Source organism: Pseudomonas sp. 2VD (assembly GCF_005503585.1).
Lineage (GTDB): Bacteria > Pseudomonadota > Gammaproteobacteria > Pseudomonadales > Pseudomonadaceae > Pseudomonas > Pseudomonas aeruginosa.
Genome location: NZ_SCND01000021.1, coordinates 1 through 25828, shown reverse-complemented (window position 1 = coordinate 25828; position 25828 = coordinate 1). Strand labels below are relative to the sequence as shown.

The 25828-nt window shown below is 61.9% G+C and carries 20 protein-coding genes and 1 tRNA gene; 7 read left to right on the top strand and 14 right to left on the bottom strand.

All coding sequences use genetic code 11. From position 1 onward, the window contains the following. Window positions 1–9 precede the first annotated feature (9 nt). The 4 genes from secD to queA are packed head-to-tail and all read right to left on the bottom strand — an operon-like array spanning window position 10 to window position 4488. Complete coding sequence (gene secD / locus FFS27_RS04230; RefSeq protein WP_003110921.1) at window positions 10–1872, bottom strand: protein translocase subunit SecD; 1863 nt, start codon at window positions 1870–1872, stop codon at window positions 10–12. A 59-nt stretch (window positions 1873–1931) separates the two neighbouring features. Further along, the gene (gene yajC / locus FFS27_RS04225) at window positions 1932–2270 is read right to left on the bottom strand and encodes a preprotein translocase subunit YajC (protein WP_023100844.1); all 339 of its coding nucleotides are present in this window, start codon (window positions 2268–2270) and stop codon (window positions 1932–1934) included. A gap of 43 nt (window positions 2271–2313) precedes the next feature. Then, window positions 2314–3432 (bottom strand): tRNA guanosine(34) transglycosylase Tgt, encoded by a 1119-nt coding sequence (gene tgt / locus FFS27_RS04220; RefSeq protein WP_003100607.1) that lies wholly within the window; start codon window positions 3430–3432, stop codon window positions 2314–2316. A gap of 12 nt (window positions 3433–3444) precedes the next feature. Continuing rightward, window positions 3445–4488, bottom strand: coding sequence for a tRNA preQ1(34) S-adenosylmethionine ribosyltransferase-isomerase QueA (gene queA, locus FFS27_RS04215; RefSeq protein WP_003137849.1), 1044 nt, complete (start codon window positions 4486–4488; stop codon window positions 3445–3447). A gap of 102 nt (window positions 4489–4590) precedes the next feature. On the opposite strand from queA, the gene FFS27_RS04210 reads away from it, so the two are divergent. After that, window positions 4591–4677: transfer RNA gene (locus FFS27_RS04210), tRNA-Leu, on the top strand. Window positions 4678–5149: 472 nt separating this feature from the next. On the opposite strand, the gene FFS27_RS04200 is transcribed toward FFS27_RS04210, so the two are convergent. Together FFS27_RS04200 and FFS27_RS04195 are read right to left on the bottom strand one after the other, a co-directional pair. Next, the gene (locus tag FFS27_RS04200) at window positions 5150–5635 is read right to left on the bottom strand and encodes a hypothetical protein (protein WP_170323380.1); all 486 of its coding nucleotides are present in this window, start codon (window positions 5633–5635) and stop codon (window positions 5150–5152) included. Between the two features lie 212 nt (window positions 5636–5847). Beyond that, window positions 5848–6852, bottom strand: coding sequence for a lectin MOA-related protein (locus tag FFS27_RS04195; protein ID WP_153575143.1), 1005 nt, complete (start codon window positions 6850–6852; stop codon window positions 5848–5850). Window positions 6853–7327: 475 nt separating this feature from the next. On the opposite strand from FFS27_RS04195, the gene FFS27_RS04190 reads away from it, so the two are divergent. After that, a protein-coding gene (locus tag FFS27_RS04190) for an IS3 family transposase (RefSeq protein WP_223819084.1) occupies window positions 7328–8427 on the top strand; the annotation gives its coding sequence in 2 pieces (ribosomal slippage) (window positions 7328–7511 and window positions 7511–8427; 1101 coding nt in all). A 573-nt stretch (window positions 8428–9000) separates the two neighbouring features. Here FFS27_RS04190 and FFS27_RS04180 read toward each other — a convergent pair. Then, window positions 9001–10581, bottom strand: coding sequence for an EAL domain-containing protein (locus tag FFS27_RS04180; protein WP_003162594.1), 1581 nt, complete (start codon window positions 10579–10581; stop codon window positions 9001–9003). A 129-nt stretch (window positions 10582–10710) separates the two neighbouring features. Here FFS27_RS04180 and FFS27_RS04175 point away from each other — a divergent pair, with 129 nt between their 5' ends. Next, window positions 10711–11208 (top strand): RDD family protein, encoded by a 498-nt coding sequence (locus FFS27_RS04175; RefSeq protein WP_003092862.1) that lies wholly within the window; start codon window positions 10711–10713, stop codon window positions 11206–11208. Window positions 11209–11339: 131 nt separating this feature from the next. Here the strand turns inward: FFS27_RS04175 and lptG are convergent, their stop codons facing one another. From lptG to FFS27_RS04155, 4 genes are all read right to left on the bottom strand, one after another. Next, entirely contained in the window at window positions 11340–12407 is a 1068-nt protein-coding gene (gene lptG / locus FFS27_RS04170) for an LPS export ABC transporter permease LptG (RefSeq protein ID WP_003092863.1), read from the bottom strand. Continuing rightward, window positions 12400–13518 (bottom strand): LPS export ABC transporter permease LptF, encoded by a 1119-nt coding sequence (gene lptF, locus FFS27_RS04165; protein ID WP_003092864.1) that lies wholly within the window; start codon window positions 13516–13518, stop codon window positions 12400–12402. The genes lptG and lptF overlap by 8 nt, the downstream gene beginning before the upstream one ends. A 191-nt stretch (window positions 13519–13709) precedes the next feature. Next, a complete protein-coding gene (locus FFS27_RS04160; protein ID WP_137951938.1) occupies window positions 13710–14633 on the bottom strand; it encodes an alpha/beta hydrolase in 924 nt (307 codons plus the stop codon). A gap of 83 nt (window positions 14634–14716) precedes the next feature. Next, the gene (locus FFS27_RS04155) at window positions 14717–15529 is read right to left on the bottom strand and encodes an AraC family transcriptional regulator (protein WP_021265211.1); all 813 of its coding nucleotides are present in this window, start codon (window positions 15527–15529) and stop codon (window positions 14717–14719) included. Between the two features lie 336 nt (window positions 15530–15865). On the opposite strand from FFS27_RS04155, the gene FFS27_RS04150 reads away from it, so the two are divergent. The 4 genes from FFS27_RS04150 to FFS27_RS04135 all read left to right on the top strand — a co-directional run bounded on the left by FFS27_RS04150 (window position 15866) and on the right by FFS27_RS04135 (window position 21131). Further along, the gene (locus tag FFS27_RS04150) at window positions 15866–17353 is read left to right on the top strand and encodes a leucyl aminopeptidase (RefSeq protein ID WP_009313447.1); all 1488 of its coding nucleotides are present in this window, start codon (window positions 15866–15868) and stop codon (window positions 17351–17353) included. Next, window positions 17350–17778, top strand: a complete 429-nt coding sequence (gene holC, locus FFS27_RS04145) for a DNA polymerase III subunit chi (protein WP_021265212.1) — start codon at window positions 17350–17352, stop codon at window positions 17776–17778. The genes FFS27_RS04150 and holC overlap by 4 nt, the downstream gene beginning before the upstream one ends. Window positions 17779–17789: 11 nt before the next feature. Further along, on the top strand, window positions 17790–18158 hold the full coding sequence (locus FFS27_RS04140) for a DNA polymerase III subunit chi (protein WP_137951937.1): 369 nt from the start codon (window positions 17790–17792) through the stop codon (window positions 18156–18158). A 120-nt stretch (window positions 18159–18278) separates the two neighbouring features. Continuing rightward, window positions 18279–21131 carry a valine--tRNA ligase gene (locus FFS27_RS04135; RefSeq protein ID WP_009313444.1) on the top strand — a complete coding sequence of 951 codons (2853 nt, stop codon included), beginning with the start codon at window positions 18279–18281 and terminating at the stop codon, window positions 21129–21131. A gap of 46 nt (window positions 21132–21177) precedes the next feature. On the opposite strand, the gene FFS27_RS04130 is transcribed toward FFS27_RS04135, so the two are convergent. From FFS27_RS04130 to FFS27_RS04120, 3 genes are all read right to left on the bottom strand, one after another. After that, entirely contained in the window at window positions 21178–21528 is a 351-nt protein-coding gene (locus FFS27_RS04130) for a hypothetical protein (protein WP_003143111.1), read from the bottom strand. A gap of 238 nt (window positions 21529–21766) precedes the next feature. After that, complete coding sequence (locus tag FFS27_RS04125; RefSeq protein ID WP_123823007.1) at window positions 21767–22150, bottom strand: hypothetical protein; 384 nt, start codon at window positions 22148–22150, stop codon at window positions 21767–21769. After that, on the bottom strand, window positions 22150–25791 hold the full coding sequence (locus FFS27_RS04120) for an RHS repeat-associated core domain-containing protein (RefSeq protein WP_256659435.1): 3642 nt from the start codon (window positions 25789–25791) through the stop codon (window positions 22150–22152). Before FFS27_RS04120 ends, FFS27_RS04125 begins: the two co-directional genes overlap by 1 nt. Between the last annotated feature and the right edge of the window lie 37 nt (window positions 25792–25828).

Sequence of the window (25828 nt, the reverse complement as noted above, 5' to 3'; positions counted from 1 at the left end):
TCAGTCCCCTTAGATCCACAGCTTCTTGAAGTCACGCCCGCCGAAGATCAGGTTGACCATTGCGCGGGTGACCATGATGGCCGTGAACATCGAGGTGATGATGCCGAGCGACATGGTCACGGCAAATCCTTTCACCGGGCCGGTGCCCATGGCGTAGAGGATGCCGCCGACCAGCAGCGAGGTCAGGTTGGCGTCGAGGATCGCGGTGAAGGCACGGTTGAAGCCTTCGTGGATCGCCCGCTGGACCGACATGCCATTGGCCAGCTCCTCGCGTATCCGCGAGAAGATCAGCACGTTGGCGTCCACCGCCATGCCCATGGTCAGCACGATACCGGCGATGCCCGGCAGGGTCAGGGTCGCGCCGAGGATCGACATCAGCGCTACCAGCATGACCATGTTGAAGGCCAGCGCAACGGTGGCGATCACGCCGAAGAAACGGTAGATGACGATGATGAACAGCGATACGAAGAGCATGCCCCAGAGCGACGCATCGACACCCTTGGCGATGTTGTCCGCCCCCAGGCTCGGGCCGATGGTGCGTTCTTCGGCGAAGTACATCGGTGCAGCCAGGCCGCCGGCACGCAGCAGCAGGGCCAGTTCGGAGGACTCGCCCGGGCCATCGAGGCCGGTGATGCGGAACTGGTTGCCCAGCGGCGACTGGATGGTCGCCAGACTGATGATCTGCTTCTCTTCCTTGAACGCCGGAACCGCGACCTCCTTCTCGACGCCATCGACCATCTGCTTGGTGTAGCGGGTCACCGGCTTCTGCTCGATGAACACCACCGCCATGCTGCGGCCGACGTTGTTGCGGGTGGCGCGGTTCATCAGCTCGCCGCCGTGGCCATCCAGGCGGATGTTCACCTGCGGGCGGCCGTTCTCGTCGAAACTGGCGCTGGCGTCGGTGACCTGGTCGCCGGTGATGATCACCCCGCGCTCCAGCGGCACCGGCGGACGGCGCGGCTCGCGGAACTCGAAGGTCTCGGTGGCGGACTTCAGGGCGTCCGGCTCGGCGGCCAGGCGGAATTCGAGGTTGGCGGTCTTGCCGAGGATCCGCTTGGCTTCCGCGGTGTCCTGCACGCCCGGCAGCTCGACCACGATACGATTGGCGCCCTGGCGCTGCACCAGCGGCTCGGATACGCCCAGCTCGTTGACCCGATTGCGGACGGTGGTGAGGTTCTGCTTGATGGAGTATTCGCGGATTTCCGCCAGTTTGGCCTGGGTCAGGGCGACGCGCAGGACCTGCAGGCCGTTGCGCTCTTCGGGCACGACCTCGAAATCGCGGAAGTCCTTGGCGATCAGGCTGCGCGCCTTGTCCAGGGATTCGCTGTCGGTGAAGCCGAGCTGGATCGCGCGATCCTGGATCGGCAGGCTGCGGTAGCGCACGCGCTCCTTGCGCAGCAGGCTCTTCACTTCGCTTTCATAGACCTTCAGGCGGGCATCGACCGCCTTGTCCATGTCCACTTCCAGCAGGAAGTGCACACCGCCGGACAGATCCAGGCCGAGCTTCATCGGGCTGCCGCCCAGCTTGCGCAGCCACTCGGGAGTGGTCTGGGCCAGGTTCAGCGCCACCACGTAGTCGTCGCCCAGGGTCCGGCGCACCACTTCCTTGGCGGGAAGCTGGTCGTCCTGCTTGACCAGGCGGATCAGGCCGCCCTTCTTCGACAGGCTGTTGGCCTTCACCGCGATACCGGCGTCGGTCAGCGCCTTGGCAGCGCGGTCGACGTCGGCCTGGGTGACCTGCAGCGCCGTGCTGGCGCCGCTGATCTGCACCGCCGGGTCGTCCGGGTAGAGGTTGGGTGCGGAATAGATGAACCCGACGGCGAGGACCGCCAGGATCAGCAGATATTTCCACAGAGGATACTTGTTGAGCATGACACCGCCCGTTATGACGCGGGGCGCCTTGCGCGCCCCGTCATGTGTTTAGGTGAAAATCAGATCGCTTTCAGGGTGCCTTTCGGCAGGGTCGCGGCAATCGCGGCCTTCTGGAACTTCAGCTCGACGTTGTCGGAAACCTCGACGACGACGAAATCGTCGGCGACCTTGGTCACCTTGCCGGCGATACCGCCGGAAGTGACGACTTCGTCACCTTTCTGCAGGTTGCCCAGCAGGCTCTTGTGTTCCTTGGCGCGCTTGGCCTGGGGACGCCAGATCATCAGGTAGAAGATGACCAGGAAACCGACCAGGAAGACCCACTCGAAACCGGTGCCGGCCGGGCCAGCGGCTGCCGGAGCGGCTGCGTCGGCGTAGGCAGCGGGAATTAGAAAGCTCATGTAGCACTCCTGTCACAAAGCAATAGAGTTGGATAAAGGAAAGTCAGGCATCCAGCGGCGGCGTGGGAAGGCCGCGCTTGGCATAGAAGGCATCGACAAAGGCGGCCAATGTACCCTGTTGGATTGCCTCGCGCAAACCAGCCATAACCCGCTGATAATGCCGCAAGTTGTGGATGGTATTGAGCATGCTACCGAGCATTTCCCCGCACTTGTCCAAGTGGTGCAGATAGGCGCGGGAAAAATGTTTGCAGGTGTAACAGTCGCAGGTCGGGTCGAGCGTGGAGTCGTCGTGCTTGTGTACCGAGTTGCGGATCTTGATCACCCCGCTGTCGACGAACAGGTGGCCGTTGCGCGCATTGCGCGTCGGCATCACACAGTCGAACATGTCCACGCCGCGGCGCACGCCTTCCACCAGGTCTTCCGGCTTGCCCACGCCCATCAGGTAGCGCGGCTTGTCGGCCGGCATCTGCGGCGGCAGGAAATCGAGCACGCGGATCATCTCTTCCTTCGGCTCGCCCACCGACAAACCACCGATGGCTAGGCCGTCGAAGCCGATCTCCTGCAAGCCATCCAGCGAGCGCAGGCGCAGGTCCTCGTGCATACCGCCCTGGACGATGCCGAACAGCGCCGACGGGCTATCGCCATGGGCGATCTTCGAGCGCTTGGCCCAGCGCAGCGACAGCTCCATGGAGCGCTTGGCGACGTCATGGTCGGCCGGGTACGGCGTGCACTCGTCGAAGATCATCACGATGTCCGAGCCCAGGGCGCGTTGCACCGCCATGGACTCCTCCGGCCCCATGAAGACCTTGGCGCCGTCCACCGGCGAGGCGAAGGTCACGCCCTCCTCCTTGATCTTGCGCATGGCTCCCAGGCTGAACACCTGGAAACCGCCGGAGTCGGTGAGGATCGGGCCTTTCCACTGCATGAAGTCGTGCAGGTCGCCGTGGCGCTGGATCACCTCGGTGCCCGGGCGCAACCAGAGATGGAAGGTGTTGCCGAGGATGATCTGCGCGCCGATGTCCTCGATGTCGCGCGGCAACATGCCCTTCACCGTGCCGTATGTGCCCACCGGCATGAAGGCCGGGGTCTCGACCACGCCGCGGGGGAAGGTCAGGCGGCCGCGACGGGCCTTGCCGTCGGTCGCCAGCAGCTCGAAGTTCATGAAGCTCATGGATCAGTCCTCGGGTCCGCGGGGCGCGGGATTGCGGGTGATGAACATGGCATCACCGTAACTGAAGAAGCGATAGCCCTGCGCCACCGCCGCGGCGTAGGCGGCCATGGTCTCCGGGTAGCCGGCGAAGGCCGAGACCAGCATCAGCAGGGTGGATTCGGGCAGGTGGAAGTTGGTGACCAGGGCATCGACCACATGGAACGGCCGGCCCGGGTAGATGAAGATGTCGGTGTCGCCGCTGAAGGGCTTCAGCTCACCGTCGCGTGCCGCGCTTTCCAGCGAGCGCACGCTGGTGGTGCCGACGGCGACTACCCGGCCCCCGCGAGCCCGGCAGGCGGAAACCGCGTCCACCACGTCCTGGCCGACCTCCAGCCATTCGCGGTGCATCACATGGTCCTCGATGCGCTCGACACGCACCGGCTGGAAGGTACCGGCGCCGACATGCAGGGTAACGAAGGCGGTATCCACCCCCTTCGCGCGGATCGCCTCGAGCAGCGCCTCGTCGAAGTGCAGGCCGGCGGTCGGAGCCGCCACCGCACCGGCGCGCTGGGCGTAGACGGTCTGGTAGCGCTCGCGGTCGGCCGCATCGTCCGGTCGGTCGATATAGGGAGGCAACGGCATGTGCCCGACCCGCTCCAGCAAAGGCAGCACAGGCTCGGCGAAAGCGAGTTCGAACAGAGCGTCGTGGCGTTGCAGCATCTCCGCGCTGCCACCACCTTCGACGAGGATCCGCGTGCCGGGCTTGGGCGCCTTGCTGGCGCGTATGTGGGCAAGCACCCGGTGCTGGTCGAGCACGCGCTCGACCAGGACTTCCAGCTTGCCGCCGGATTCCTTCTGGCCGAACAGGCGCGCCGGGATCACCCGGGTATTGTTGAACACCATCAGGTCGCCCGGACGCAGGTAGTCCAGGAGATCGGCGAATTGTCTGTGGGCGAGGGTTCCCGTCGGGCCATCCAGCGCCAACAGGCGGCTTGCGCGGCGTTCAGGCAGGGGATGACGGGCGATCAGGGCCTCGGGCAAGTCGAAATGAAAATCGGCGACACGCATGGGGAGACTCTCGAAAGGCCGCGTAGCTTACCGGAAATGTGTTTTCCCCGCCACGAACCCGATTGACCAACGGTAGGCGCCTCCCTATACTGCGCCGCCATTGCCTCGGTGGCGGAATCGGTAGACGCGGCGGATTCAAAATCCGTTTCTGGCGACAGAGTGAGAGTTCGAGTCTCTCCCGAGGCACCAAAAAAAGCCCGCAAATATTTGATTTTGCGGGCTTTTTCGTTTCTGGCGGCGTAAACATGGCGTAACCAGAAAAAGAGCCGTCCGACACACAGGTTAAATCCCGTCGAACAATCCGCCGAGGGCGTCAAGCTCCCACTTCATGATTACCAGTTCGCCAGTGACCTCGGCCGCTGCTGGCCGCTAGTCGGTGTTGCTGTAGCGGATATCCAAGCGTTTCATATGGAAGGGATCAAGGCAGTGCGCCTGTGGGCCAAGGATCTGCCTGTGAAGTGAGGCGCTCGCAAGAGGAGGCCTCGATGGGAATGAAGCATCGACGTCATGCCGATATCCATTGTCCATAACACGAGAAACGGCAGGGTCACACTGTCCGAACGGTGATTTCGGAGCGTCGCACGCCATCGCTGCTCTTCGTACGCATGGCGTGAAGCGCTTCGCACCCAGGTATCCGGACATTGCCCCAAAGACTGGTCCGTTACTCTTTCCCTGAATGGGGTGGGGCATCTTTACCACCGCAAACCGCCTGGTCGGAACAGACGCGAATGGAAAACGCCTGATCACCGCCAGGGCCGGAGCACGCGGGGCCCCCTGTTGTGTAGATCCTTACGGGATTCCTCATTTCAATCGCGTTCTGAATGGTGGAAAGTAGTCGAGCCTGCGCTTGCCAAGCCTCGGGCCAGTTTCCCGGATACGTAGCGATCGTTATTACTTTTCCTGCATCGGTGCCATCTATCCAAGAGTCGAAGGAGTTCCCTGTGGGCTGGTCGAACCCCTCAGTATCCAGCTTAATTTTCGTGGTTATGGTATTCGAGGCGTAAGGTTCGTCAACCGCGTAATCGGTTATGTAACCCGCACCGCACAGCCAGAACTGAGTACTGTCCTTGGCGGATTTTTTATTCTCTGACAATGGCAACGCCAGTGCTTGGGAGACAATTACACTAAGTAGCAGGCTGATGCTCAAGGTGCTGAGAGTCTTTTTATGTTTCTTGACGAGAGCCACCTGCTTGAGTGAATAATTTACCTGCAACTTGTGAAAGCTTTCCCTAATCTGACTCCTCATCTTCAAATGGCTTGAACGCTTGGAATGCAGCGATTACTCTATATGTTGGGCAGGAGGTTGAAAGTAATTTATCGCTAGCTGCTAGATGATTTAAAGGGTCTCTATGTTGCGGACTAGATAATCATGAACGTCGGAGTGTAATCCCATCTAGCCGCATCCGAAATTTTTCCATTTTGTGGTTCTATAATCTTCAACTCTCCAGAGTAGTTGACGAAAAAGTTGACTGCATGACCATCCCCTCCCGTCTTGGATGCACCGAAAAGTATGCCGACTGCATAGGCGCGCTGGAGTTTCAAGGCCTGACTGTCTTTGTATGCCTGCAATGATGCATAGGCTTTGAAGGCAAAGCTAAAGTCATCACACTCAAAAATATCATTTTTATACGAAACAGATGTCGATGAGCGGAAATTTTTATATATTGAATTTATTTTATTCTCATCCACGAGCTCGCATTCATAATTCGCTAGCTGCACGTTCACCTGCGAAAAGCTTATGTCTGGCCAGGTAGCCTGGCCTAGTGCAAAGATGGCAGGGTTGGCAAGGAAGAAAGTATGGATCGTGAATCTTATAGGTGTGTAACTTGTTTTACTCCCTATATAGACGTCTCCATCGTCTTCGCATAGAGCCATTGTTCCGTCGCTCGTTGTAAGAGAATTATCGCTCGCTAGATAGAACCTGAGGTCTGGGGTTGAGGAGTTCGAGTATTTTTCACCGCCCCAGAATGCCCACTGCCAACTGGCGGGCAAGGTACCATTTGAATGAAGCCAGACATGATTGTATGGCCAGCCTAGTAAAATTGTCGACGGGCTTTCTTGGGTCGGAGGAGAACTGAAAGTAACGCCGAATATCCAGTTTCTATGTTCCTCCTTATCCACCATCTGCGCCCAATTCCAATCACTGGACTCTGTCTTTCCATTTTTGGCAGCGAGAATACGCCCCTGAGAATCAGCGAGTAGATATGCTCTGTTGGCATCCAACTGCTCGAGGGTCAACGGTTCGCTGAGAATTAGAGGTCTGCCGAGGGACTGGAAGATGCTTGGCTCTTCCTTGGTTTCATGCTTCTCTTGAAGAGTTTCGCATGGAGCTCGCTCTGCCTGACCTGGCTCTGGCTTTTGCATATATGCCTCTTTTTGTATGGGTGTCATTTTTCTTTTTGGCCGTCGAGAATTTTTATACCTTTCCTTGATTTTCGCTTTTTTCAAGGACTGGGGAAGCCGTTAATTTTCACAGGGATATTTTCATTTTAATATATCGAATCGACTATTAATAGCATTTCGTTTGCTAGAGCAAGGGAGGTTCTCTTTGCGCCTTTGACTTGAACTCGCTATATAAGCTTTTTTGCTTTCTGAGTTTTAGTGACTCTATTCGAGCGGCACTTACTTAACCATCCTTGAACTCCCCTTTTTTGGCTTCCGTACTCTTTGCTTAGCGCACTGGGATTAGTAGTGGATAGGGTTTTAGCCTTCGTTTGAGGGCTCTCTGAATCGCCCCGGGTTTCGTAGACACCTCTTTGCCTTAAACTGAGGCCAATTAGGAGGTGCCATGAGCAACCCGCGTTACCCCGAAGAATTCAAAATCTAAGCAGTCAATCAAGTGACCAAAAAGAAGCTGCCTGTCGCTGATGTAGCGGCCCGTCTCGGCGTGTCGACGCATAGCCTCTATGCCTGGATAAAGCGCTACAGCAAACCTCAAGAAGAACGGCAGCAGGACGATGATCAGCACGCTGAACTGCGTCGTCTGCGAGCCGAACTAAAGCGCGTCACTGAAGAGCGAGATATCTTAAAAAAGGCCGCCGCGTACTTTGCCAAGGAGTGCGGTTGAGGTACGCCTTTATCAAGCAGCGAGCCGGCAACTATTCCATTCGACGGCTTTGCCTGACGCTGAAGGTCCATCCCAGCGGTTATTACGCCTGGTTGTCTGAGCCGCAATCGGCACGCGCTAAAGACGATCAGCGACTGCTGGGTTTGATCAAGCATTCTTGGCTGGAGAGCGGCACCGTTTATGGCTATCGCAAAATCCATGACGATCTGCGCGAGGTCGGTGAAGTTTGCGGGCGCCATCGTGTGGCAAGGCTGATGCGTCTTGAAGGACTGCGCTCTCAGACAGGTTATCGACGCCGCCCTGGAAAGTACGGCGGTAAGCCAGCGGTCGCCTCGCCCAATTTGCTGAAGCGCCAATTCGATGTAGTGGAACCCAACAAGGTTTGGGTAACCGACATCACCTACATTCGTACGTATGAAGGCTGGTTGTATTTGGCGGTGGTGTTGGATCTTTTTTCTCGTCAGGTCGTTGGCTGGTCAATGAAGGCGCAGATGACCACTGATTTGGCTATTAATGCGTTGTTGATGGCGGTTTGGAGGCGTAAACCGAAGCAAGAGGTGATGGTTTATTCCGACCAGCGCAGCCAGTACAGCAGCTCCGATTGGCGCAGCTTTTTGAAGGCAAACAATTTGGTTGCCAGCATGAGTCGTCGAGGCAACTGTCATGACAACGCCGTGGCCGAGAGCTTTTTCCAGCTTCTGAAACGAGAACGGATCAAGCGGAAAATTTACACCACGCGGGAAGATGCTCGTAGCGATGTGTTCGATTACATCGAAATGTTCTACAACTCAAAACGCCGACATGGTTTCAACAATCAGCTGTCACCGCTAGAGTTTGAAAAGCGTCATGCAATGAGCTTGCAATGTGTCTAGAGAATCCGGGGCGATTCAGCCAACTGCGCACTGCCGAGCGTAGCTCGCATTCCTGACCGGCATCTGACCCAACGAAGACTCTAGATCAAACACATGGTTTCTGTAAGTATGCAGGCGCGGTTCAATCTGTAGGAGTCGTAACCACTCCAGCAAAGTCAGCCTGGCTATCGAGCAACTTTCGACATGGGGGTATTGCAAAATAAAAAATAGATTTACATCTAATTTAAGTCCCTCCCGAGCACCATCCTAACTTCCCAAGCGTTTCCAGGGGGAGCACAGGACAGCAGAGAAACCGGCCTTCGCGCCGGTTTTTTGTTGTCTGCGATCTGATCCGGCCTGCAAATAAAAAAGGCAGCGCTGGAGTCAAGACGCTGCCTTTACCCGAACTGCTGTCTTCCCAGCTCGGCGAAAAAAATCTACCACAGCCGAAGCAAAAAAATAGCCCCGCGGATGCGAGGCATTTTGTCGTGCCAGAGGCGATGCAGGGCTTGCACCTGCTCGACCTGCGGGCCTTTTGTCTCATCCTTAACGAAGAAGCTGAGAGGCTGCCCCTCGCCGAGGGACTGGTAGCCGCTAGCCTCGATCTGCCGGAAGTGCGACGACGGAAGCGTCCTGCCCCTCCTGCACAGTCAGGCTGGAAAGCAGACTCTCCAGCGGCATCGGCCGGCCGATCAGGTAGCCCTGCAGGTAATCCACCCCGCGGGCGGCTAGGTAGTCACGCTGCTCGGGGGTCTCCACGCCTTCGGCGACGATATCCAGGTCGAGCTTGGCGGACAGCTCGACGATGCTGTCGAGAATATGCCCGGAAAGAGTATCGATGCCGATGCGGGCGACGAAGCTCTGGTCGATCTTCAGGCAGTCCACCTGGAACTTGCGCAGGTAGGCCAGGCTGGAATGTCCAGTGCCGAAATCGTCGATGGCGATCTTCACTCCCAGGGCATGCAATTCGTCGAACAGACGGTCGGTGACTTCGCTCGACTCGATCAGCTCGCGCTCGGTCAGTTCCAGGACCAGGGTGATGTGCCCGGGCGGAAACGCCGCCAACAGCTCGCGACAGTCGTCCACCAAGGCCAGTTCGTGGCAATGGGTGGCACTGATGTTGAAACCGATGTGGAAGCCTGGCTCCAGCTTCCCGGCATGCCCGCCCAGGTCTTCCGCGACCTGGCGCATCAGCGCGCGCGTCATCGGTACGATCAGTCCCGAGCGCTCGGCGAAAGGTATGAACAGGTCGGGCCGGATCAGTCCCTCGCGCGGATGACGCCAGCGCATGAGCACCTCGACGCCTATCCAGCGTCCGCCCTGGCCGGGACTCAGCGGCTGGTAGTAGGGAATGAACTCGTTGGCCTCCAGGGCCCGGCGCAGTTCGCTGCTGGGCGAGGCGACCCGCCTGGATAGCCAGTAGCACAGAGTGCCGGCCAGCAGTCCGAAGAACAGTAGCAGGCCGAACATCGCCGGGTTCTGCGAGCGGATCGATCGCCACTCCTCACCCTCGGGGAAGCCCGACAGCACCCGCAACGGATAACGCTGCGAAGCGAGCGATACGGCGGCGACCTCATAGGTGGGCGGCGCGTCGCGGTGGGTGCGGCCCTCGGCATCCAGCCAATTGGGACCGACCACCAGCACCTGTCGGCTACGTCGGTCGACGAGGTCCAGCACGTAGCTCAAGTAGCGCCCGTCGATCGCCGCCAATACCCCGCGCTTGCCGTCGGAGTCCCGCAGGACCAGCAGCGCGGCGTCCGGCGTGACCTGGTTGCCGGGCATCAGCAAGAGGCGTCCGTCGACATAGTTCTCGATCCGCACCGGCTCGTCGAAGCCGCCGAACAACGACGTGCAATAGATCGTATTGTCGCGCGTCAAATTGACCGAGCGTACGAACGGCATGATCGCCACTTGCTCGCGCAGCGCCAGTTCGGCCTCGGGACAGGGGCGCCCCGCCACCGGCATGACCTTGCGCGCCGCCAGCGCAGCGTTGTCGAGCATCCGTTCGAACTGCCGCACCGCATTCCCGGCTGCCTGCTCGGACGTCTCCTGGAGGCTTCGCTCGGCCTGCCAGTAGAGGATGAGCAGCCCCAGGACGATCGGCATCACCCCGACCAGCACGGACAACGACAGCCGGAGCGCCTTTCTCCTGGCTCGCTTCACCGGAATCGGCATAGAAAAGACTCGTAATGATTGGGGTCTGCGCAAAGACTAGAACAGCCGGGGAAAAGCGTTGCCTGGGTGGGCGGCGCAAGCTGCGGATGGACGTATAATCCCCGGCTTTGCCCCGCACGGAACACGCCGATGCCGAAACACATGCTTTCTCCCCAGGGCGACTATGCCCCTGCCGGTCTGGTCCGCCGCCTGGCGGCGATGTTCTATGATTTCCTGCTCTGCGTGGCGCTGATGATGGTGGTCACCCTGGTCTACCAGCAAGGCATCCTTCGACTGATCTACGGCAGCGAGCATCTGCGCGAACTGGCCGACCGCGGCGCGCTGATCGGCGACCCGCTGCTCTCGACCCTGCTGGTGTTCGCCCTGTTCGGCTTCTTCGCCAAATTCTGGACCCACAACGGCCAGACCCTGGGCATGCAGGTCTGGGGACTGCGCGTGCAGAACCGCGACGGCAGCGCCATCAGCCTGCTCCAGGCGCTGCTGCGCTTCATGATCGCCATCGCCTCCTGGCTGTGCCTCGGCCTCGGCTTCCTCTGGATGCTCTGGGACAAGGACAAGCGTACCTGGCACGACCGCTATTCGGAGAGCCAGGTGGTCAGGCTGCCGAAGAACACTCACAAGAAGTGAGCGAAACAGGTCCGCAGAACGCGCTGTTTTGGCCTTTGTCGCGCCGGCGGCCAGGCTCCAGCCCGACGCGACAAGGAAGCACAAAGGCCACCCGTGGGTGGCCTTTTTTCATACCCGGCCTGCCGGGCCTGTCAGCCCGCCCGGCGTAGCAGCCAGACACCCGCCAGTGCGCAGATCGAGGCGGGGATCACCACCGCCAGCAGCGGCGGGAAGTCGAACACCAGGCTGGAGGGACCGAGCAGGTCCTGGGCGATGCGGAAGACGAAGCCCACCAGCACGCCGGTGAAGATCCGCTGGCCCAGGGTCACCGAGCGCAACGGACCGAAGATGAAGGAAATCGCCATCAGCACCAGCGCGGCGGTCACCAGCGGTTGCAGGACCTTGGTCCAGAACGCCAGCCAGTAGCGGTTGTTGTTCAGGCCCTGGTCGGCGAGATAGTGGATGTACTGCCAGAGACCGCTGATAGACAGCGCCTCGGGCTCCATCACCACAGTGTTCAGCAGTTGCGGGCTGAGCTGGGCATCCCAGCGTTCGGTCGGTAGCTTGACCACCTCGGAACGCTTTTCCCTCGGATGCAGCAAGGTGGTGGTGACCTCTTCCAGTTGCCAGTGATCGGTCTCGAAGCGCGCGCGCTTGGCGAAACTGGCCGATTCCAGACCACGCTGCTCGTCGAAGCGGTAGCGGGTCACGCCGTACAGCACGCCATTGGGCTGCACCGCGTTGATGTGGATGTACTCGCGCCCCTGGCGATGCCACAGACCGCGCTTGGAACTTTGCGAATCGCCGCCGCCCTGGGCCAGGGCGCGGCCGCTCTGGGCGATGTTCTCGGTCCAGGGCGCGACGTACTCGCCAACCAGGATGCCGGCCAGCATCAGCACCAGCATCGGTTTCATCACCGCCCAGACGATCCGCGACAGGGATACCCCGGCCGCGCGCATGATGGTCAGTTCGCTGTTGCTGGCCAGGGTGCCGAGGCCGACCAGGCAGCCGATCAGCGCCGCCATCGGCAGCATGTCGTAGGCGCGCCGTGGCGCGGTGAGGAAGATGAAGCGCAGGGCATCGCCGATGCCGTAGCTGGCGCTGATGTCGTTGAGTTCGTCGATGAAGGCGAACAGCAGCGCCAGGCCGAGGATCACCCCGAGCACCGCGAGGATCGCGACGAAGACGGTGACACCGATGTAACGATCGAGCTTAACCATGCGCCACCTCGCGACCGGCACGGGAGGACGCCAGCTTCAGGCGCAAGGGTTCCCAATAGAACAGAAGAAGACCGATCGCCAGGAATAGTCCGTGGACCCACCACAGGCCGATGGCCATGGGGATCTTGCCTTTGTCCAACTGGCCACGGACAGCGATCAGCAGGGCCAGGTAGCCCATATAAAGGAGGATCGCCGGCAGCAGCTTGAGGAAGCGCCCCTGGCGTGGGTTGACCCGCGACAGCGGCACCGCCAACAGGGTCACCACGAACACCAGCAGCGGGGTCGACAGGCGCCACTGCAATTCGGCCTGGTAGCGTGGGTTGTCGCTGCCGAACAGGTCGGCGGTGGGCACCGCGTCGCGCTCGCTCACCTCGCTGCTGGCCTCGGGCTTGGGCAGCATCACGCCATAGGTGTCGTACTGGATCGCCCGGTAGTTGGCCTGCCCGGGATTACCGTCGTAGCGGTAGCCATTGTGCAGGATCAGGTAACGGCTGCCATCCGCCTGGATGTTCTGGGTGCCCTTCTCCGCCACCAGGATGGAGATGCCGCGTTCCTGGTTGCTGCTGTTGAGGTCCTTCTGCGAGATGAAGATGCCGGCCAGTTCGCCGCGATCCTTCGACAGTTCCTCGGTATAGGTCACCCGGGTACCGTCGCGCATTGCCTGGAAACGGCCCGGGACCAGGGTGTCGAACTCGGTCAGGGTATCCTGCTTGTTCAACAGCAGGGCGAACTGGTTGATGCCCTGGGGCGCCAGGAACAGGCTCAGCCAGGCCACCAGGATCGCCACCAGCAGCGCCGGGGCCATGGTATAGCCGAGCAGGCGCTTCTGACTCATGCCGGTCGCCGAGAGCACAGTCATCTCGCTTTCCAGATAGAGTCGCCCGTAGGCCAGCAGGATGCCGAGGAACAGGCCAAGCGGCAGGATCAGCTGCAGGAAGCCGGGAATCCGGAACGCCATGATCAGGAACAGCGAACCGGGGTCGAGCAACCCCTGCGCCGCTTGCGCCAGGTACTTGATGAAACGGCCACTCATGATGATCACCAGCAGCACGGCGCTGACGGCGCTCATGGTGACCAGCACTTCACGGGACAAATAACGGAAAACGATCAATCCGGACACTCCTGGGTTGCCAGGCTCTGACGGGGCCCGTCGGCCCCGTCATCACGCGTTTCCGGCCATGGCGGCATGGCGCGGAGAAAATAGCCGGCATTATCCTGCGATTCGGCGGGCCTGTCACTGCGCAGGCCGAACCAAGAGCCCGATAGACCGTCGAGGCGAACGCTCGTTCAGCGCTTGCCGATTTATTCGACGACTGTCGCTGGCTGCTCGCCGCCTTCTCCGAGATGACGGACGAACCAGTCTGCCGCGGCCTGGCTGGTGGCGTCGAAATGCTCGATGTACGGCGTGAAATGGCCGCCAGCGAGCATCAGCAGCCGCTTGGGCGGCAATGCCCGCTGGTAGGCCTCCAGGCAAAGGTCCGTGGGCGTAAGCAGGTCCCGGTCGGCGACGATCATCAGCAGCGGCGTGGGGCTGATCCGCGCCATGTGAATGCCTGGCTCGTTCTCCCGCGCCAGCTCGGCGCTACGCAGGGTCACCCGGTTGCACCAGTTCGGCGCCAGCGCCGCGCTGTCGGTGAAGAACCGGTGGGCGTCCGCGCCGGCCATCGCGCAAGGCTCGTCGGGGCCCGCGGCGACCGCCGGCAACAGCGCCGGCGGCAAGCCCTCGAAGCGCCGCTGGCGGTCCGCGTCGAAGCTTGCCAGCAATGCCGGCAACTGCTCGGCGCGGGTCCGGCGCAACGCCGAGGCATGGTCACTGACGGTCGGCACCTGCGCCACCACGCATTTCACCCGCCGATCCAGTGCGGCCACTTCCAGCACATGTCCGCCGCTGTAGCTGGTTCCCCAGATGCCGATGCGCCTCGCGTCGACCCGTGCCTGGGCGCCCAACCAGGTGATCGCGTCGCGATAGCCGCGACGCTGCATCACCGGATCGATTTCCTGGCGCGGCTCGCCGTCGCTGTCGCCGAAGTTCGGATGATCGTAGAGGAGCACGACGAAGCCGGCGGCGGCGAATACCTCGGCGTAACGGTCCAGGTACTGCTCCTTCACCCCGGAAAAACCGTGCGTCATGACGATCGCCGGCCGCTCGGCACGCGCTTCCGGCAAATACAGCCAGCCGCGCAGGGCGACACCCTCGGAGCGGAATTCCACGTTCAGTCGTTGCATGCTTGCCTCCCGGGGCGGTCGTCTGGAAACGGGCCCAGCATAGGAATCCTGCCGCGTCGGCGCCGTCCGCCAACGGACGAAGGCTACGCCGAATCGGACAAGGCGAAGTAGCGGCTCGGCGTGCTCCCGGTCAGGCGTCGGAACATGGCACTGAATGCGCTGGGCGTCTGGTAGCCGAGATCCACGGCGATCCGCGCCACCGCTTCGCCAGCCGCCAGGCGTGGCAGGGCGGCGGCCAGGCGCACCTGGTGGCGCCAATGGACGAAGGACACTCCCAGTTCGGAGAGAAACAGCCGTGCCAGGGTCCGCGAGGACGCCCCCACGCAGCGCGCCCACTCCTCCAGCCCGCGAGGGTCGGCGGGATCCTCCAGCAGCGCCTGGCAGATTCTTCCCAGGCGTCGGTCCGCGGGGTCGGGCAAGGCCAGGGGCTGTTCCCGCGACCACTCCAGTTCGTCCAGCAGCACCGCCATCAACCGCCCCTCCCGGCCGCGCTCGTCGTACAACAACGGCAGGCCGGCGGCGCGCACGATCAACTCGCGCAACAATGGGCTGACCATCACTCCGCGCGGCACCCGGGGGAATTCTGGCGGGCAGGACTGCGGCCGGACATAGACGGTGTGCAAGCGGACCTCGCCGCGCGCCAGCATCGCGTGCGCCATCCCCGCCGGCATCCATACCGCGCGCTGCGGCGGGACCAGCCATAGCGTGCGACCGACATGCAGTTCGATCACGCCCGACAGGGCATGGATCAACTGCGCCCGCTCGTGCCGGTGCTCGGCGACCACGAAACCCGCCGGGAAGGTCTTGGCCATGACCCCGAGCGGCCGGCCGACTCGCTGGTAATCGCGTGGGTCGGTACTCCGGGCGGGATCCGCGACAGGTTTGCTGGCGGGCACGGTGCGACTCCTGCGGAACGAAACGTTCATTATAGGGACGCGGCATGGCCGCGGGTTCCCGTGCGTACACAGTCGTGCCAGACACGCCGCAGTTGTGCGACCATGTGCGGCAACGGCCGGGAGGCACCGCCAACCCGGCTCCGGCGCTGTAGAACCTCGGTTGCCATCCTCGGCATGGAACGACCCCCGCCGCAACGACTAAGCTGTCGCTGCCTGCGTCACCGCCCCGGCGGCGACCGTCAGTCCTCGGGACGAATCGTGCTCGGAACAATCGCTTACCGCTAACGGATGCCGCCCCTTGCGCCATCCCGACTGTCTGTATTGGGGACCTCTTCCATGGAATTCCTTGTTAAAAGCGTACGCCCGGAAACCCTGAAAACCGCCACCCTGGTGCTCGCCGTAGGCGAAGGCCGCAAGCTCGGCGCCAGCGCCAAGGCGGTCGACGACGCCACCGGCGGCGCCATCAGCGCAGTGCTCAAGCGTGGCGACCTGGCCGGCAAGGTCGGCCAGACCCTGCTCCTGCAGAGCCTGCCCAATCTCAAGGCCGAGCGCGTGCTGCTGGTCGGCGCCGGCAAGGAGCGCGAACTGGGCGACCGCCAGTACCGCAAGCTGGCCTCCGCCGTGCTGTCGACCCTCAAGGGCCTGGCCGGCGCCGATGCCGCGCTGGCCCTCGGCGATCTCGCGGTGAAAGGCCGCGATGCCCACGCGAAGGCGCGTCTGCTGGTGGAAACCCTGGCCGATGGCCTGTACGTGTTCGATCGCTACAAGAGCCAGAAAGCCGAGCCGCTGAAACTGAAGAAGCTGACCCTGCTCGCCGACAAGGCCGACAGCGCCGCCGTCGAGCAAGGCAGCAAGGAAGCCCAGGCCATCGCCAATGGCATGGCCCTGACCCGTGATCTCGGCAACCTGCCGCCGAACGTCTGCCATCCGACGTTCCTCGGCGAGCAGGCCAAGGGCCTGGCCAAGGAGTTCAAGGGCCTGAAGGTCGAGGTCCTCGACGAGAAGAAACTGCGCGAGCTGGGCATGGGCTCGTTCCTCGCCGTCGCCCAGGGCAGCGACCAGCCGCCGCGGCTGATCGTCCTGCAATACAACGGCGCGAAGAAGGACCAGGCCCCGCACGTGCTGGTCGGCAAGGGCATCACCTTCGACACCGGCGGCATCAGCCTCAAGCCGGGCCAGGGCATGGACGAGATGAAGTTCGACATGTGCGGCGCCGCCAGCGTCTTCGGCACCTTCCGCGCGGTGCTCGAACTGCAGTTGCCGATCAACCTGGTCGGCCTGCTCGCCTGCGCCGAGAACATGCCCAGCGGCGGAGCCACCCGTCCGGGCGACATCGTCACCACCATGAGCGGGCAGACCGTCGAGATCCTCAACACCGACGCCGAAGGGCGCCTGGTGCTGTGCGATGCACTGACCTACGCCGAGCGCTTCAAGCCTCAGTCGGTGATCGACATCGCCACCCTCACCGGCGCCTGCATCGTCGCCCTGGGCAGCAACACCTCGGGCCTTATGGGCAACAACGAAGCGCTGGTCAGGCAACTGCTCAAGGCCGGCGAGTTCGCCGACGACCGCGCCTGGCAATTGCCGCTGTTCGACGAATACCAGGAACAGCTGGACAGCCCGTTCGCCGACATCGCCAACATCGGCGGGCCGAAGGCCGGCACCATCACCGCCGGCTGCTTCCTCTCGCGCTTCGCCAAGAAATACCACTGGGCGCACCTGGACATCGCCGGCACCGCCTGGATCAGCGGCGGCAAGGACAAAGGCGCCACCGGCCGCCCGGTTCCGTTGTTGACCCAGTACCTGCTGGAACGGGCCAAGTGACCCGGGTCGATTTCTACGTGATCCCCAGCGCCGATCCGTCGGCGCGCCTGCAGGTCGCCTGCCGCCTGGCCGAGAAGGCCTGGCGGCAGGGCATGCGGGTCTACCTGCATTGCGCCGACGAGGCGCAGCGCAGCGAATTGGACGGCCGCCTGTGGAGCTTCCGCGGCGAGGCTTTCATTCCTCACAGCCTGGCCGAGGAAGACGCCGAGGCGCCCGTCGTCCTGGGCCTGGGCGAGACCCCGGGGAACCATCGCGACCTGCTGATCAACCTGACCCTCGAGGCCCCCGGCTTCGTCCCGAACTTTTCGCGGGTGGCCGAACTGGTGGTCGAGGAGCCGGCGATCCGCCAGGCGGCACGGGATAAATTCCGCTTCTACCGGGAGCAGGGCTATCCTCTACAGGACCATCGCCTGCCGCGTATCTGAAGTGCACGACCATGGACAGCCACAAACCGACACAACCCCCGGAGCAGTTGCTCGATGACCTGGAGTCGATCCACGACCTGCTCTACGAACGGAACGAGCCGCCCTTGCTGACCGAATCCTTCGAGCCGGACAACATTCCCCTGCTCTCCGACGTCGTCTCCCCCGGTACCGCCCCGCGCGCGCCAGAGCCGCAGGCCGCGGCAGCCACCACGGCAGGGCTGGCGCCCGCCGAACAGGAGCGCCTGGACGACGAGTTGCGAGCGTCCGCCGAACTGATCCTGCAGGAAGTCATCGACGACTTCGCCCCGCAGATCGAAGCCGAACTGCGCCGCAGCCTGCAAGCCCGCCTGGGTCGCCTGCTCGGCCAACGCAACGGCTGATCCGGACGCGGCGGGCGCCCGCCGCGGCCCGCGGCCTTACCCCCGGGCCGCCATCCCCGCTATACTCCCGGACTTTCTTCGCATTTTCCCCAGCCATATTCAGCTTTGGTCCCCTTTCGCATGGACAAGACTTACCAGCCGCACGCCATCGAGACTTCCTGGTACGAGACCTGGGAGTCCAACGACTACTTCGCTCCGAGCGGCGAAGGCCAGCCCTACACCATCATGATCCCGCCGCCGAACGTGACCGGCAGCCTGCACATGGGCCATGGCTTCAACAACGCGATCATGGACGCGCTGATCCGCTACCGCCGCATGCAGGGCCGCAACACCCTGTGGCAGCCGGGCACCGATCACGCCGGCATCGCCACCCAGATGGTGGTCGAGCGCCAGCTCGGCGCCCAGGGCGTGAGCCGCCACGACCTCGGCCGGGAGAAGTTCCTGGAGAAGATCTGGGAATGGAAGGAACAGTCCGGCGGCAACATCACCCGGCAGATTCGTCGCCTGGGCTCCTCGGTGGACTGGTCGCGCGAGCGCTTCACCATGGACGACGGCCTCTCCGAAGCGGTCAAGGAAGCCTTCGTGCGCCTGCATGAAGACGGCCTGATCTACCGCGGCAAACGCCTGGTGAACTGGGACACCAAGCTGCACACCGCGATTTCCGACCTGGAAGTGGAAAACCACGACGAGAAGGGCCACCTCTGGCACCTGCGTTACCCGCTGGTGAACGGCGCGAAGACCAGCGAAGGCCTGGATTACCTGGTGGTCGCCACCACCCGTCCGGAAACCCTGCTGGGCGACGCCGCGGTCGCGGTGCACCCGGAAGACGAGCGCTACGCCAAGCTGATCGGCCAGTTCGCCGAACTGCCGATCGTCGGCCGGCACATCCCGATCATCGCCGACGAGTACGTCGACCGCGAATTCGGCACCGGCTGCGTGAAGATCACCCCGGCCCACGACTTCAACGACTACGAAGTGGGCAAGCGCCACGACCTGCCGCTGATCAACATCTTCGACAAGAACGCCGCGGTGCTGGCCCAGGCCCAGGTGTTCCACCTCGACGGCAGCGTCAACCCGAACCTCGACCCCAGCCTGCCGCAGAGCTACGCCGGCATGGACCGCTTCGCCGCGCGCAAGGCCATCGTCGCCGAGTTCGAGGCCATGGGCCTGCTCGAGAAGGTCGACGACCACGCACTGAAAGTACCGAAGGGCGACCGCTCCGGCACCGTCATCGAGCCCTGGCTGACCGACCAGTGGTACGTCAGCACCAAGCCGCTGGCCGAAGACGCCATCGCCGCCGTGGAAGACGGCCGTATCCAGTTCGTGCCCAAGCAGTACGAGAACATGTACTTCTCCTGGATGCGCGACATCCAGGACTGGTGCATCAGCCGCCAGCTCTGGTGGGGCCACCGCATCCCGGCCTGGTACGACGAGGCCGGCAACGTCTACGTCGGCCGCGACGAGGTCGAGGTGCGCACCAAGCACAAGCTCGGCAACGAGGTCGAGTTGCGCCAGGACGAAGACGTTCTCGACACCTGGTTCAGCTCCGGCCTATGGACCTTCTCCACCCTCGGCTGGCCGCAGCAGACCGAGTTCCTCAAGACCTTCCACCCCACCGACGTACTGGTCACCGGCTTCGACATCATCTTCTTCTGGGTCGCGCGGATGATCATGCTCACCATGCACCTGGTGAAGAACCCCGACGGCACCCCGCAGATCCCGTTCAAGACCGTCTATGTCCACGGCCTGGTGCGCGACGGCCAGGGCCAGAAGATGTCCAAGTCCAAGGGCAACGTACTCGACCCGCTGGACATCGTCGACGGCATCGACCTCGATACCCTGCTGCAAAAGCGCACCAGCGGCATGATGCAGCCGAAGCTGGCGGAGAAGATCGCCAAGCAGACCCGCGCCGAATTCCCCGAAGGCATCGCCAGCTACGGCACCGACGCCCTGCGCTTCACCTTCTGCTCGCTGGCCTCCACCGGCCGCGACATCAAGTTCGACATGGGCCGCGTCGAAGGCTTCCGCAACTTCTGCAACAAGATCTGGAACGCCGCCAACTTCGTCATCGAGAACACCGATGGCCAGGACACCGGGGTCAACGGCGAGCCGGTCGAGCTGTCCTCGGTCGACCGCTGGATCATCTCCCAGTTGCAGCGCACCGAGCAGGAAGTCACCCGCCAGCTCGACGCCTTCCGCTTCGACCTGGCCGCCCAGGCCCTCTATGAGTTCATCTGGGACGAGTACTGCGCCTGGTACCTGGAGCTGGTCAAGCCGGTGCTGTGGGACGAGAACGCCCCCATCGAGCGCCAGCGCGGCACTCGTCGCACCCTGATCCGCGTGCTGGAGACGGCCCTGCGCCTAGCGCACCCGTTCATGCCGTTCATCACCGAGGAAATCTGGCAACGCATCAAGGGCCAGGCCGGCAAGGAAGGCCCGACCCTGATGCTGCAACCCTGGCCGGTGGCCGACGAAGGCAGGATCGACGCCGCCGCCGAAGGCGACATCGAGTGGGTCAAGGCGCTGATGCTCGGCGTACGGCAGATCCGCGGCGAGATGAACATCTCCATGGCCAAGCGCATCGACATCATCCTCAGGAACGCCTCGCCCAGCGACCACCGCCGCCTGGCCGACAACGAGCCGCTGCTGATGAAACTGGCCAAGCTGGAAAGCATCCGCGTGCTGGAAGCCGGCGAGGAAGCGCCGATGTCCGCCACCGCCCTGGTCGGCGACATGGAAGTATTGGTGCCGATGGCCGGCCTGATCGACAAGAGCGCCGAACTGGGGCGCCTGGACAAGGAGATCCAGCGCCTGGAAGGCGAGGTCAAGCGCGTCGGCGGCAAGCTGTCCAACGAAGGCTTCGTCGCCAAGGCCCCGGCCGACGTGATCGAGAAGGAACGCGCCAAGCTCGCCGAGGCCGAACAGGCCCTGGCCAAGCTGGCCGAGCAACGGCAGAAGATCGCCGCGCTCTAAGCACTCTCGCCAAGGTACGGGGCTGCGGCCTCGTACCTTTCTCCCCTCAGGCGCCGCTGTCTATCTGCGCCGAAGTGATCTGGCATACCGCGTTCACCGTGGCGCTGGCCGAATAGGCGATCTCCGGCAGTTTGTTCTGTGTGGCCTGGGCGCTCAGCATCAGCGACAGCATGGCCTTGCCGGCATCGGTATTCATCGGCGGCAGGCGCATCAGGCCAAAGCCGCAATCCGCCGCTCCCGGCTTGCTGACGATGAAGCCCCAGCCTCCACCCGGAGAATTCGCGTCCACCATGAAGCCCACGCGCATGATGGTGACGTTGTTGACTTTTTTATCGATGGCGTGGGCTGACATTGATGTGAATAGCAGCCATAGCAATACAACCACTCTCTTGCCCATATAACCTCCTAAATGCCATTTTTCAACGATATACAAAGCATTTCTTCACCACCCCACAAAAAAATCAGTACTCTGGCCATAGAAACCGTCTTAAATCTAGAAACAGAAAACACCAACAAAAAATTTCAAACCAGCCATAACAAAAAAAACACAACAACACTCGCTGCAAAAATTTCAAAACCCGCTCTATCAACCAACTAAAGCAACTATGCTTTTAGAAAAACCAATATCCAAGTAGTTACCCACCTATTTTTCTCAATACTGAAAAAGCTTTATGCCTGTTTTTTTGATTGGCGCTCCGCCCCTCAACCACCCCCTTCAAGCGTGCTAGTAGTAGATCACTGGCTTCTGCTCCTCCTTGCTCTATCCAAGAAAGTGCCAAACCAATCCAGTAGTCAGACTCACTAGCTAGTCCCGCCAAAACAACATTTAAGTAACAAAATCCCCCCCCAAGCTTTTCCCTAACCTCTTCGTAAGGTTTCTCCAATAAAACCAGAACCCTCCAAAAACTCTCTTCCTCCTGGAGAAAAAAAACCTGATCCCCCACGGACAAATACCACAACCCTTCTGAATTACACCGTAGCGCCATATCACCTTTAATATAATATTCAAAATCAGCCATCACATCCCTCTCCGGTGCTCAACCTTCACACCATATTTATTCATCACATCAACAAACACTTTGCGATTTTCTTCCGACCAATTCCTCCAGTAGTGCCCACTATATTCATTGGTAAAGAATTCACCATTTGGGCCACGCCAAAATTTTCCACCGACAACTGTAGCATCAGCAGCCCCAATTGAATCAGCCAATTGCTGATGCTGACTCAACATTGGACGAAAATCTTTAGGTCTTCCCACCGCAAAGCTTTTACTTATCGGATCAAACACATACTCTATAGAACCACTATCAGTGCTCGGATAATAATTCCTCAACGATTTAGAGGATAGTGAACCTGGCTCTACCCCTAAAACCCCAGGAGTCGGCCCAGAACCTTTCCAAGCAGGACTAGAAACTCCTATCCCTCCTCTTAAGGCTGGAGCAAATCTGAGGCGACTCGCAAAACCTGCAACCCATCCAGATACTTTATCTCCTGCAGTTGGGAAAAATAGACTGCCAAGCTCATACACTCCAGCTCCTGCCCTCTGATCTACACCTTTAGGGGAAAGTAAATTATCAAAACTTTCACTTACCCGCGAAAACCCATAAATAGAAAATGGATTTCCAGCAAGGGTAGTCGCCGCAAAGTTAAGATTCTGCTTGAACGCCCCCACCCCTAAGTCCCAGTAACTATCTGGAAGATTACCTTTAAAGGCATTCCCCAAAACCAGCCAACTATTACTTATAAACGGTGAGTACCAACTATTGCCAGACGAAATTTCCTCCAACGCATACCCCGTCGGATCCACACTGGCGAACGGATTATTCCAGCCATAGGAGTAACGGTTGTAGGCCTGCGCATTGGCCGTATCCTGATAGACGATATCGGCGCTGAGGAACCGCCCGATCACCGGGTCATAGACCCGCCCGTTCATATGGACGAGCCCGGACTCCTCCAGGTGCTCGTGGCCGGTGAAGCCACGCCGGGTGGAGGTAGCGGTGGGTTGGTTGCCGTTGTCCTTCCAGTCAGCGCCACGGTGTTCGCCGAACGCGGCGAAAGACTGGCGTTCGCTGACGGCACCGTTGGCGTCGAGCAGGATTTCCACCGAGCCGAGCGCATCGCGCAGCAGGTAGAGCTTTTTGACGGCGCCCCCTTCCTTGCGCAGGATCAGGTAGTCGCCGACGTAGGCGTCCTGCCAACTGCGCCCGCCGTCGTTGACCTCCTCGAAACGCCCCTCGTCCAGGTAGACAGAGGTGCGCCCATCCACCGTCTGCAGGTAGCGCTTGCGCTCGGGATCGTAGGAGAAGCGGCTGAGGCTGGAACCTGCGGAAATTTCCACGGGTTTATCGAACGATGCGTACTTGACTTGTCGCCCCGGCCCGCTGAGCTGGTTGCCGCGAGCGTCATAGCAATACGTCCCGGCGCTGGTGCCGCGCACGGCGTGCGGTCCGGGCTGGGCCACCCCGCCGCGACCAGCACAGAGCTGCTGCTCGGCGCTCGAATAGCTGCCGTAGCGATAGGCGCCGACACCGCTCTTGCCGGTCAGGTTGCCCAGGGCGTCGTAGGTAAAGTCCTGGACCACCTGTGTGCCATCCAGGGTCCGCGCGCTGCGCAACAGTCGATTGAGGTCATCGTAGCTCAGCACTTCGCTGTAGCCGCGGGCGTCGCTGCGCTCCAGCAGGTTGCCGAGGCCATCGTAGCGGTAGCTCAGGCTCTGCAGGACACTGCCGCCCTTGCTCGCCTGGATGCGCGTCAACCAGCCGGTGGCGGGCTGGTAGTCGCGCTGGCTTAGCACACCGTTGCCGTAGCTTTCGCGAACGATCTGGTCGCGGGCGTCGCGAGCCTGGATCTGCCGCAGCGTCGTCCCGGCGCCGTCCTGCTCCCCAGCGGCGAAGCCGTATCCATTGTAGAGATGGCGCAGCACCTGGCCGTTGGCCAGGGTGGTGCTCGCCAGGCGGCTGAAGCCGTCGTAGCCATACGACTCCTGGTAGCTGCGGGTGACCCCGTCGACTTCGATATCCCAGCCTCTCGCCTTCAACCGCGCGAGATCGTCGTAGAGCAGCGCCTGGCGATAGCCCGGCCCGGCCACGCCGACCAGCTTGCCCAGGCTTTTCGTTCCCGTGTCGTACTGCCAGCGCGAAATGCTGGCCTGGCCGCCCAGGCGGTCGGTCTGCTCGAGCACCCGGCCGAGCAGGTCGTACTTGCGCTCGGTGCGACTGCCGTCGCTGGCGGTACGCACCAGGGCCTGGCCCAGGGCATCGTACTGCACGCTTTCCTGGCCGCTGTTCGGGTCGAAAAGGCCGGTGCGACGGCCCGCCGCGTCGTAGCTCATGCGGATCTCGCTGCGGCTGTCGCCAGCGACCTGGGTCCAGGCCAGGTTGCCGTCGGCGTCGTAGCGGTAGCGAACGGACACCTCGCCGGCGCTGCCCAGGGCATTGGTACTGAGCACCAGCTTGCCACGCGCATCGTATTCGCGGCGCTCGGTCAGGCTCCTTCCGTCGTAGCCGAGGCTATATTGCTTCCAACTGCCACCAGCAGAGCGCGCGCCGTAGCTGTAGCTCAGTTGCGCCCCACTGGGCAACTGCCGGGCCAACGGCCGGTCCTGGGCGTCCCAACTGGTCTGTAGGACGGTCGCCGCCTCGATGTAAGGCTCGGTAGTCGAACGCTGGCGGCCTAGCGCGTCGTAACGGTTGTCGACATTGATCCAACGACCGTCGAAGGCCTGGCGACGGTCGCGCAGGACCCGACCGAAGCCATCCAGGTACTGCCAGCGTTCCGCCGCGCCCTGCTGGCTGCCCCTGACGGTACGCGTGCGCACGGCTACCTTGGCGCCGCTGGCACAGATCGCCCGGCTGCCGCAAACCAGATAGTCGGTGGCGAGCAGGCTACCGTCGGCGAAGCGGCGCAGGGTTTCCCGGCCGAAAGCGTCGTAGAGATAACTCTCGGCCAGGCCGTTGGCGTCGACCTTGCTGGTCGGTTGGCCGCGGGCCGCCTCGTAGGCGAAGCGCTCGACATGGCCGAGGGCATTGGACCGAGTGCCCGGCCAGGGCCCCTGGTAGGCGCCGAACTGTTCGCTGCGCGCCGCCAGTCCGGCGCCGCTGGTGGTAATCCGGACGATCCGGCCGTTGCCATCGTAGCTGTATTGACGGGTGATCTCCGCACCGGGCGAGCCACTGAAAGATGTTTCGCTGGCCGGCGCTAGAGTCCCCGGCTGCGCGCTGCGCAATTGCACCCGCGACTTGCTGTCGCTGTCGCCACTGGTACTTTCGGTTTCGCGGGTGACGAAACCAACCAGCCAGGAGGCGCCGTCGTTGCTGTACTGGCGCTCCACCACCCGGCTGTGCAAGGTTCCGCCGGTCAGGCTGGCGGCAATTTCCTCGGTCACCTGGGTGGGATTGCCGTAACTCTCGTCCATCACCACCTTGCGCCGCGTGGCGCTGACCGGCGCGCCCTGGTCGAAGCGTTCCTCGTTGAACTGGGCCGGGTAGACGAAGAAAGACTTGCCGGCGATGGTCGCGGCGGACTTCCACTGGTTCTGCTGACGCGCCAGGAGTTTTCCGGCGAGGCTGGTTTCCTCTTTGTCCAGGCGCCCAACGAAGGGGAAGTCCTGGCGCAACATCCTCACCTGGGTGCGCCCGCGTGCCAGGTCGCGAACCTCCATCTGGCGGAAACCGAGGAAGCCGCGGCCGAGCAGGTCC

Bases quoted from the DNA above. Each gene is read 5' to 3' on its own strand.
- secD (WP_003110921.1), bottom strand. From the start codon at position 1,872: ATGCTCAACAAGTATCCTCTGTGGAAATATCTGCTGATCCTGGCGGTC.
- FFS27_RS04150 (WP_009313447.1), top strand. From the start codon at position 15,866: ATGGAATTCCTTGTTAAAAGCGTACGCCCGGAAACCCTGAAAACCGCC.
- tgt (WP_003100607.1), bottom strand. From the start codon at position 3,432: ATGAACTTCGAGCTGCTGGCGACCGACGGCAAGGCCCGTCGCGGCCGC.
- FFS27_RS04125 (WP_123823007.1), bottom strand. From the start codon at position 22,150: ATGGCTGATTTTGAATATTATATTAAAGGTGATATGGCGCTACGGTGT.
- lptG (WP_003092863.1), bottom strand. From the start codon at position 12,407: ATGGTTAAGCTCGATCGTTACATCGGTGTCACCGTCTTCGTCGCGATC.
- yajC (WP_023100844.1), bottom strand. From the start codon at position 2,270: ATGAGCTTTCTAATTCCCGCTGCCTACGCCGACGCAGCCGCTCCGGCA.
- FFS27_RS04180 (WP_003162594.1), bottom strand. From the start codon at position 10,581: ATGCCGATTCCGGTGAAGCGAGCCAGGAGAAAGGCGCTCCGGCTGTCG.
- FFS27_RS04175 (WP_003092862.1), top strand. From the start codon at position 10,711: ATGCCGAAACACATGCTTTCTCCCCAGGGCGACTATGCCCCTGCCGGT.
- queA (WP_003137849.1), bottom strand. From the start codon at position 4,488: ATGCGTGTCGCCGATTTTCATTTCGACTTGCCCGAGGCCCTGATCGCC.
- FFS27_RS04130 (WP_003143111.1), bottom strand. From the start codon at position 21,528: ATGGGCAAGAGAGTGGTTGTATTGCTATGGCTGCTATTCACATCAATG.
- FFS27_RS04120 (WP_256659435.1), bottom strand. From the start codon at position 25,791: ATGGAGGTTCGCGACCTGGCACGCGGGCGCACCCAGGTGAGGATGTTG.
- FFS27_RS04195 (WP_153575143.1), bottom strand. From the start codon at position 6,852: ATGCAAAAGCCAGAGCCAGGTCAGGCAGAGCGAGCTCCATGCGAAACT.
- FFS27_RS04140 (WP_137951937.1), top strand. From the start codon at position 17,790: ATGGACAGCCACAAACCGACACAACCCCCGGAGCAGTTGCTCGATGAC.
- FFS27_RS04160 (WP_137951938.1), bottom strand. From the start codon at position 14,633: ATGCAACGACTGAACGTGGAATTCCGCTCCGAGGGTGTCGCCCTGCGC.
- FFS27_RS04135 (WP_009313444.1), top strand. From the start codon at position 18,279: ATGGACAAGACTTACCAGCCGCACGCCATCGAGACTTCCTGGTACGAG.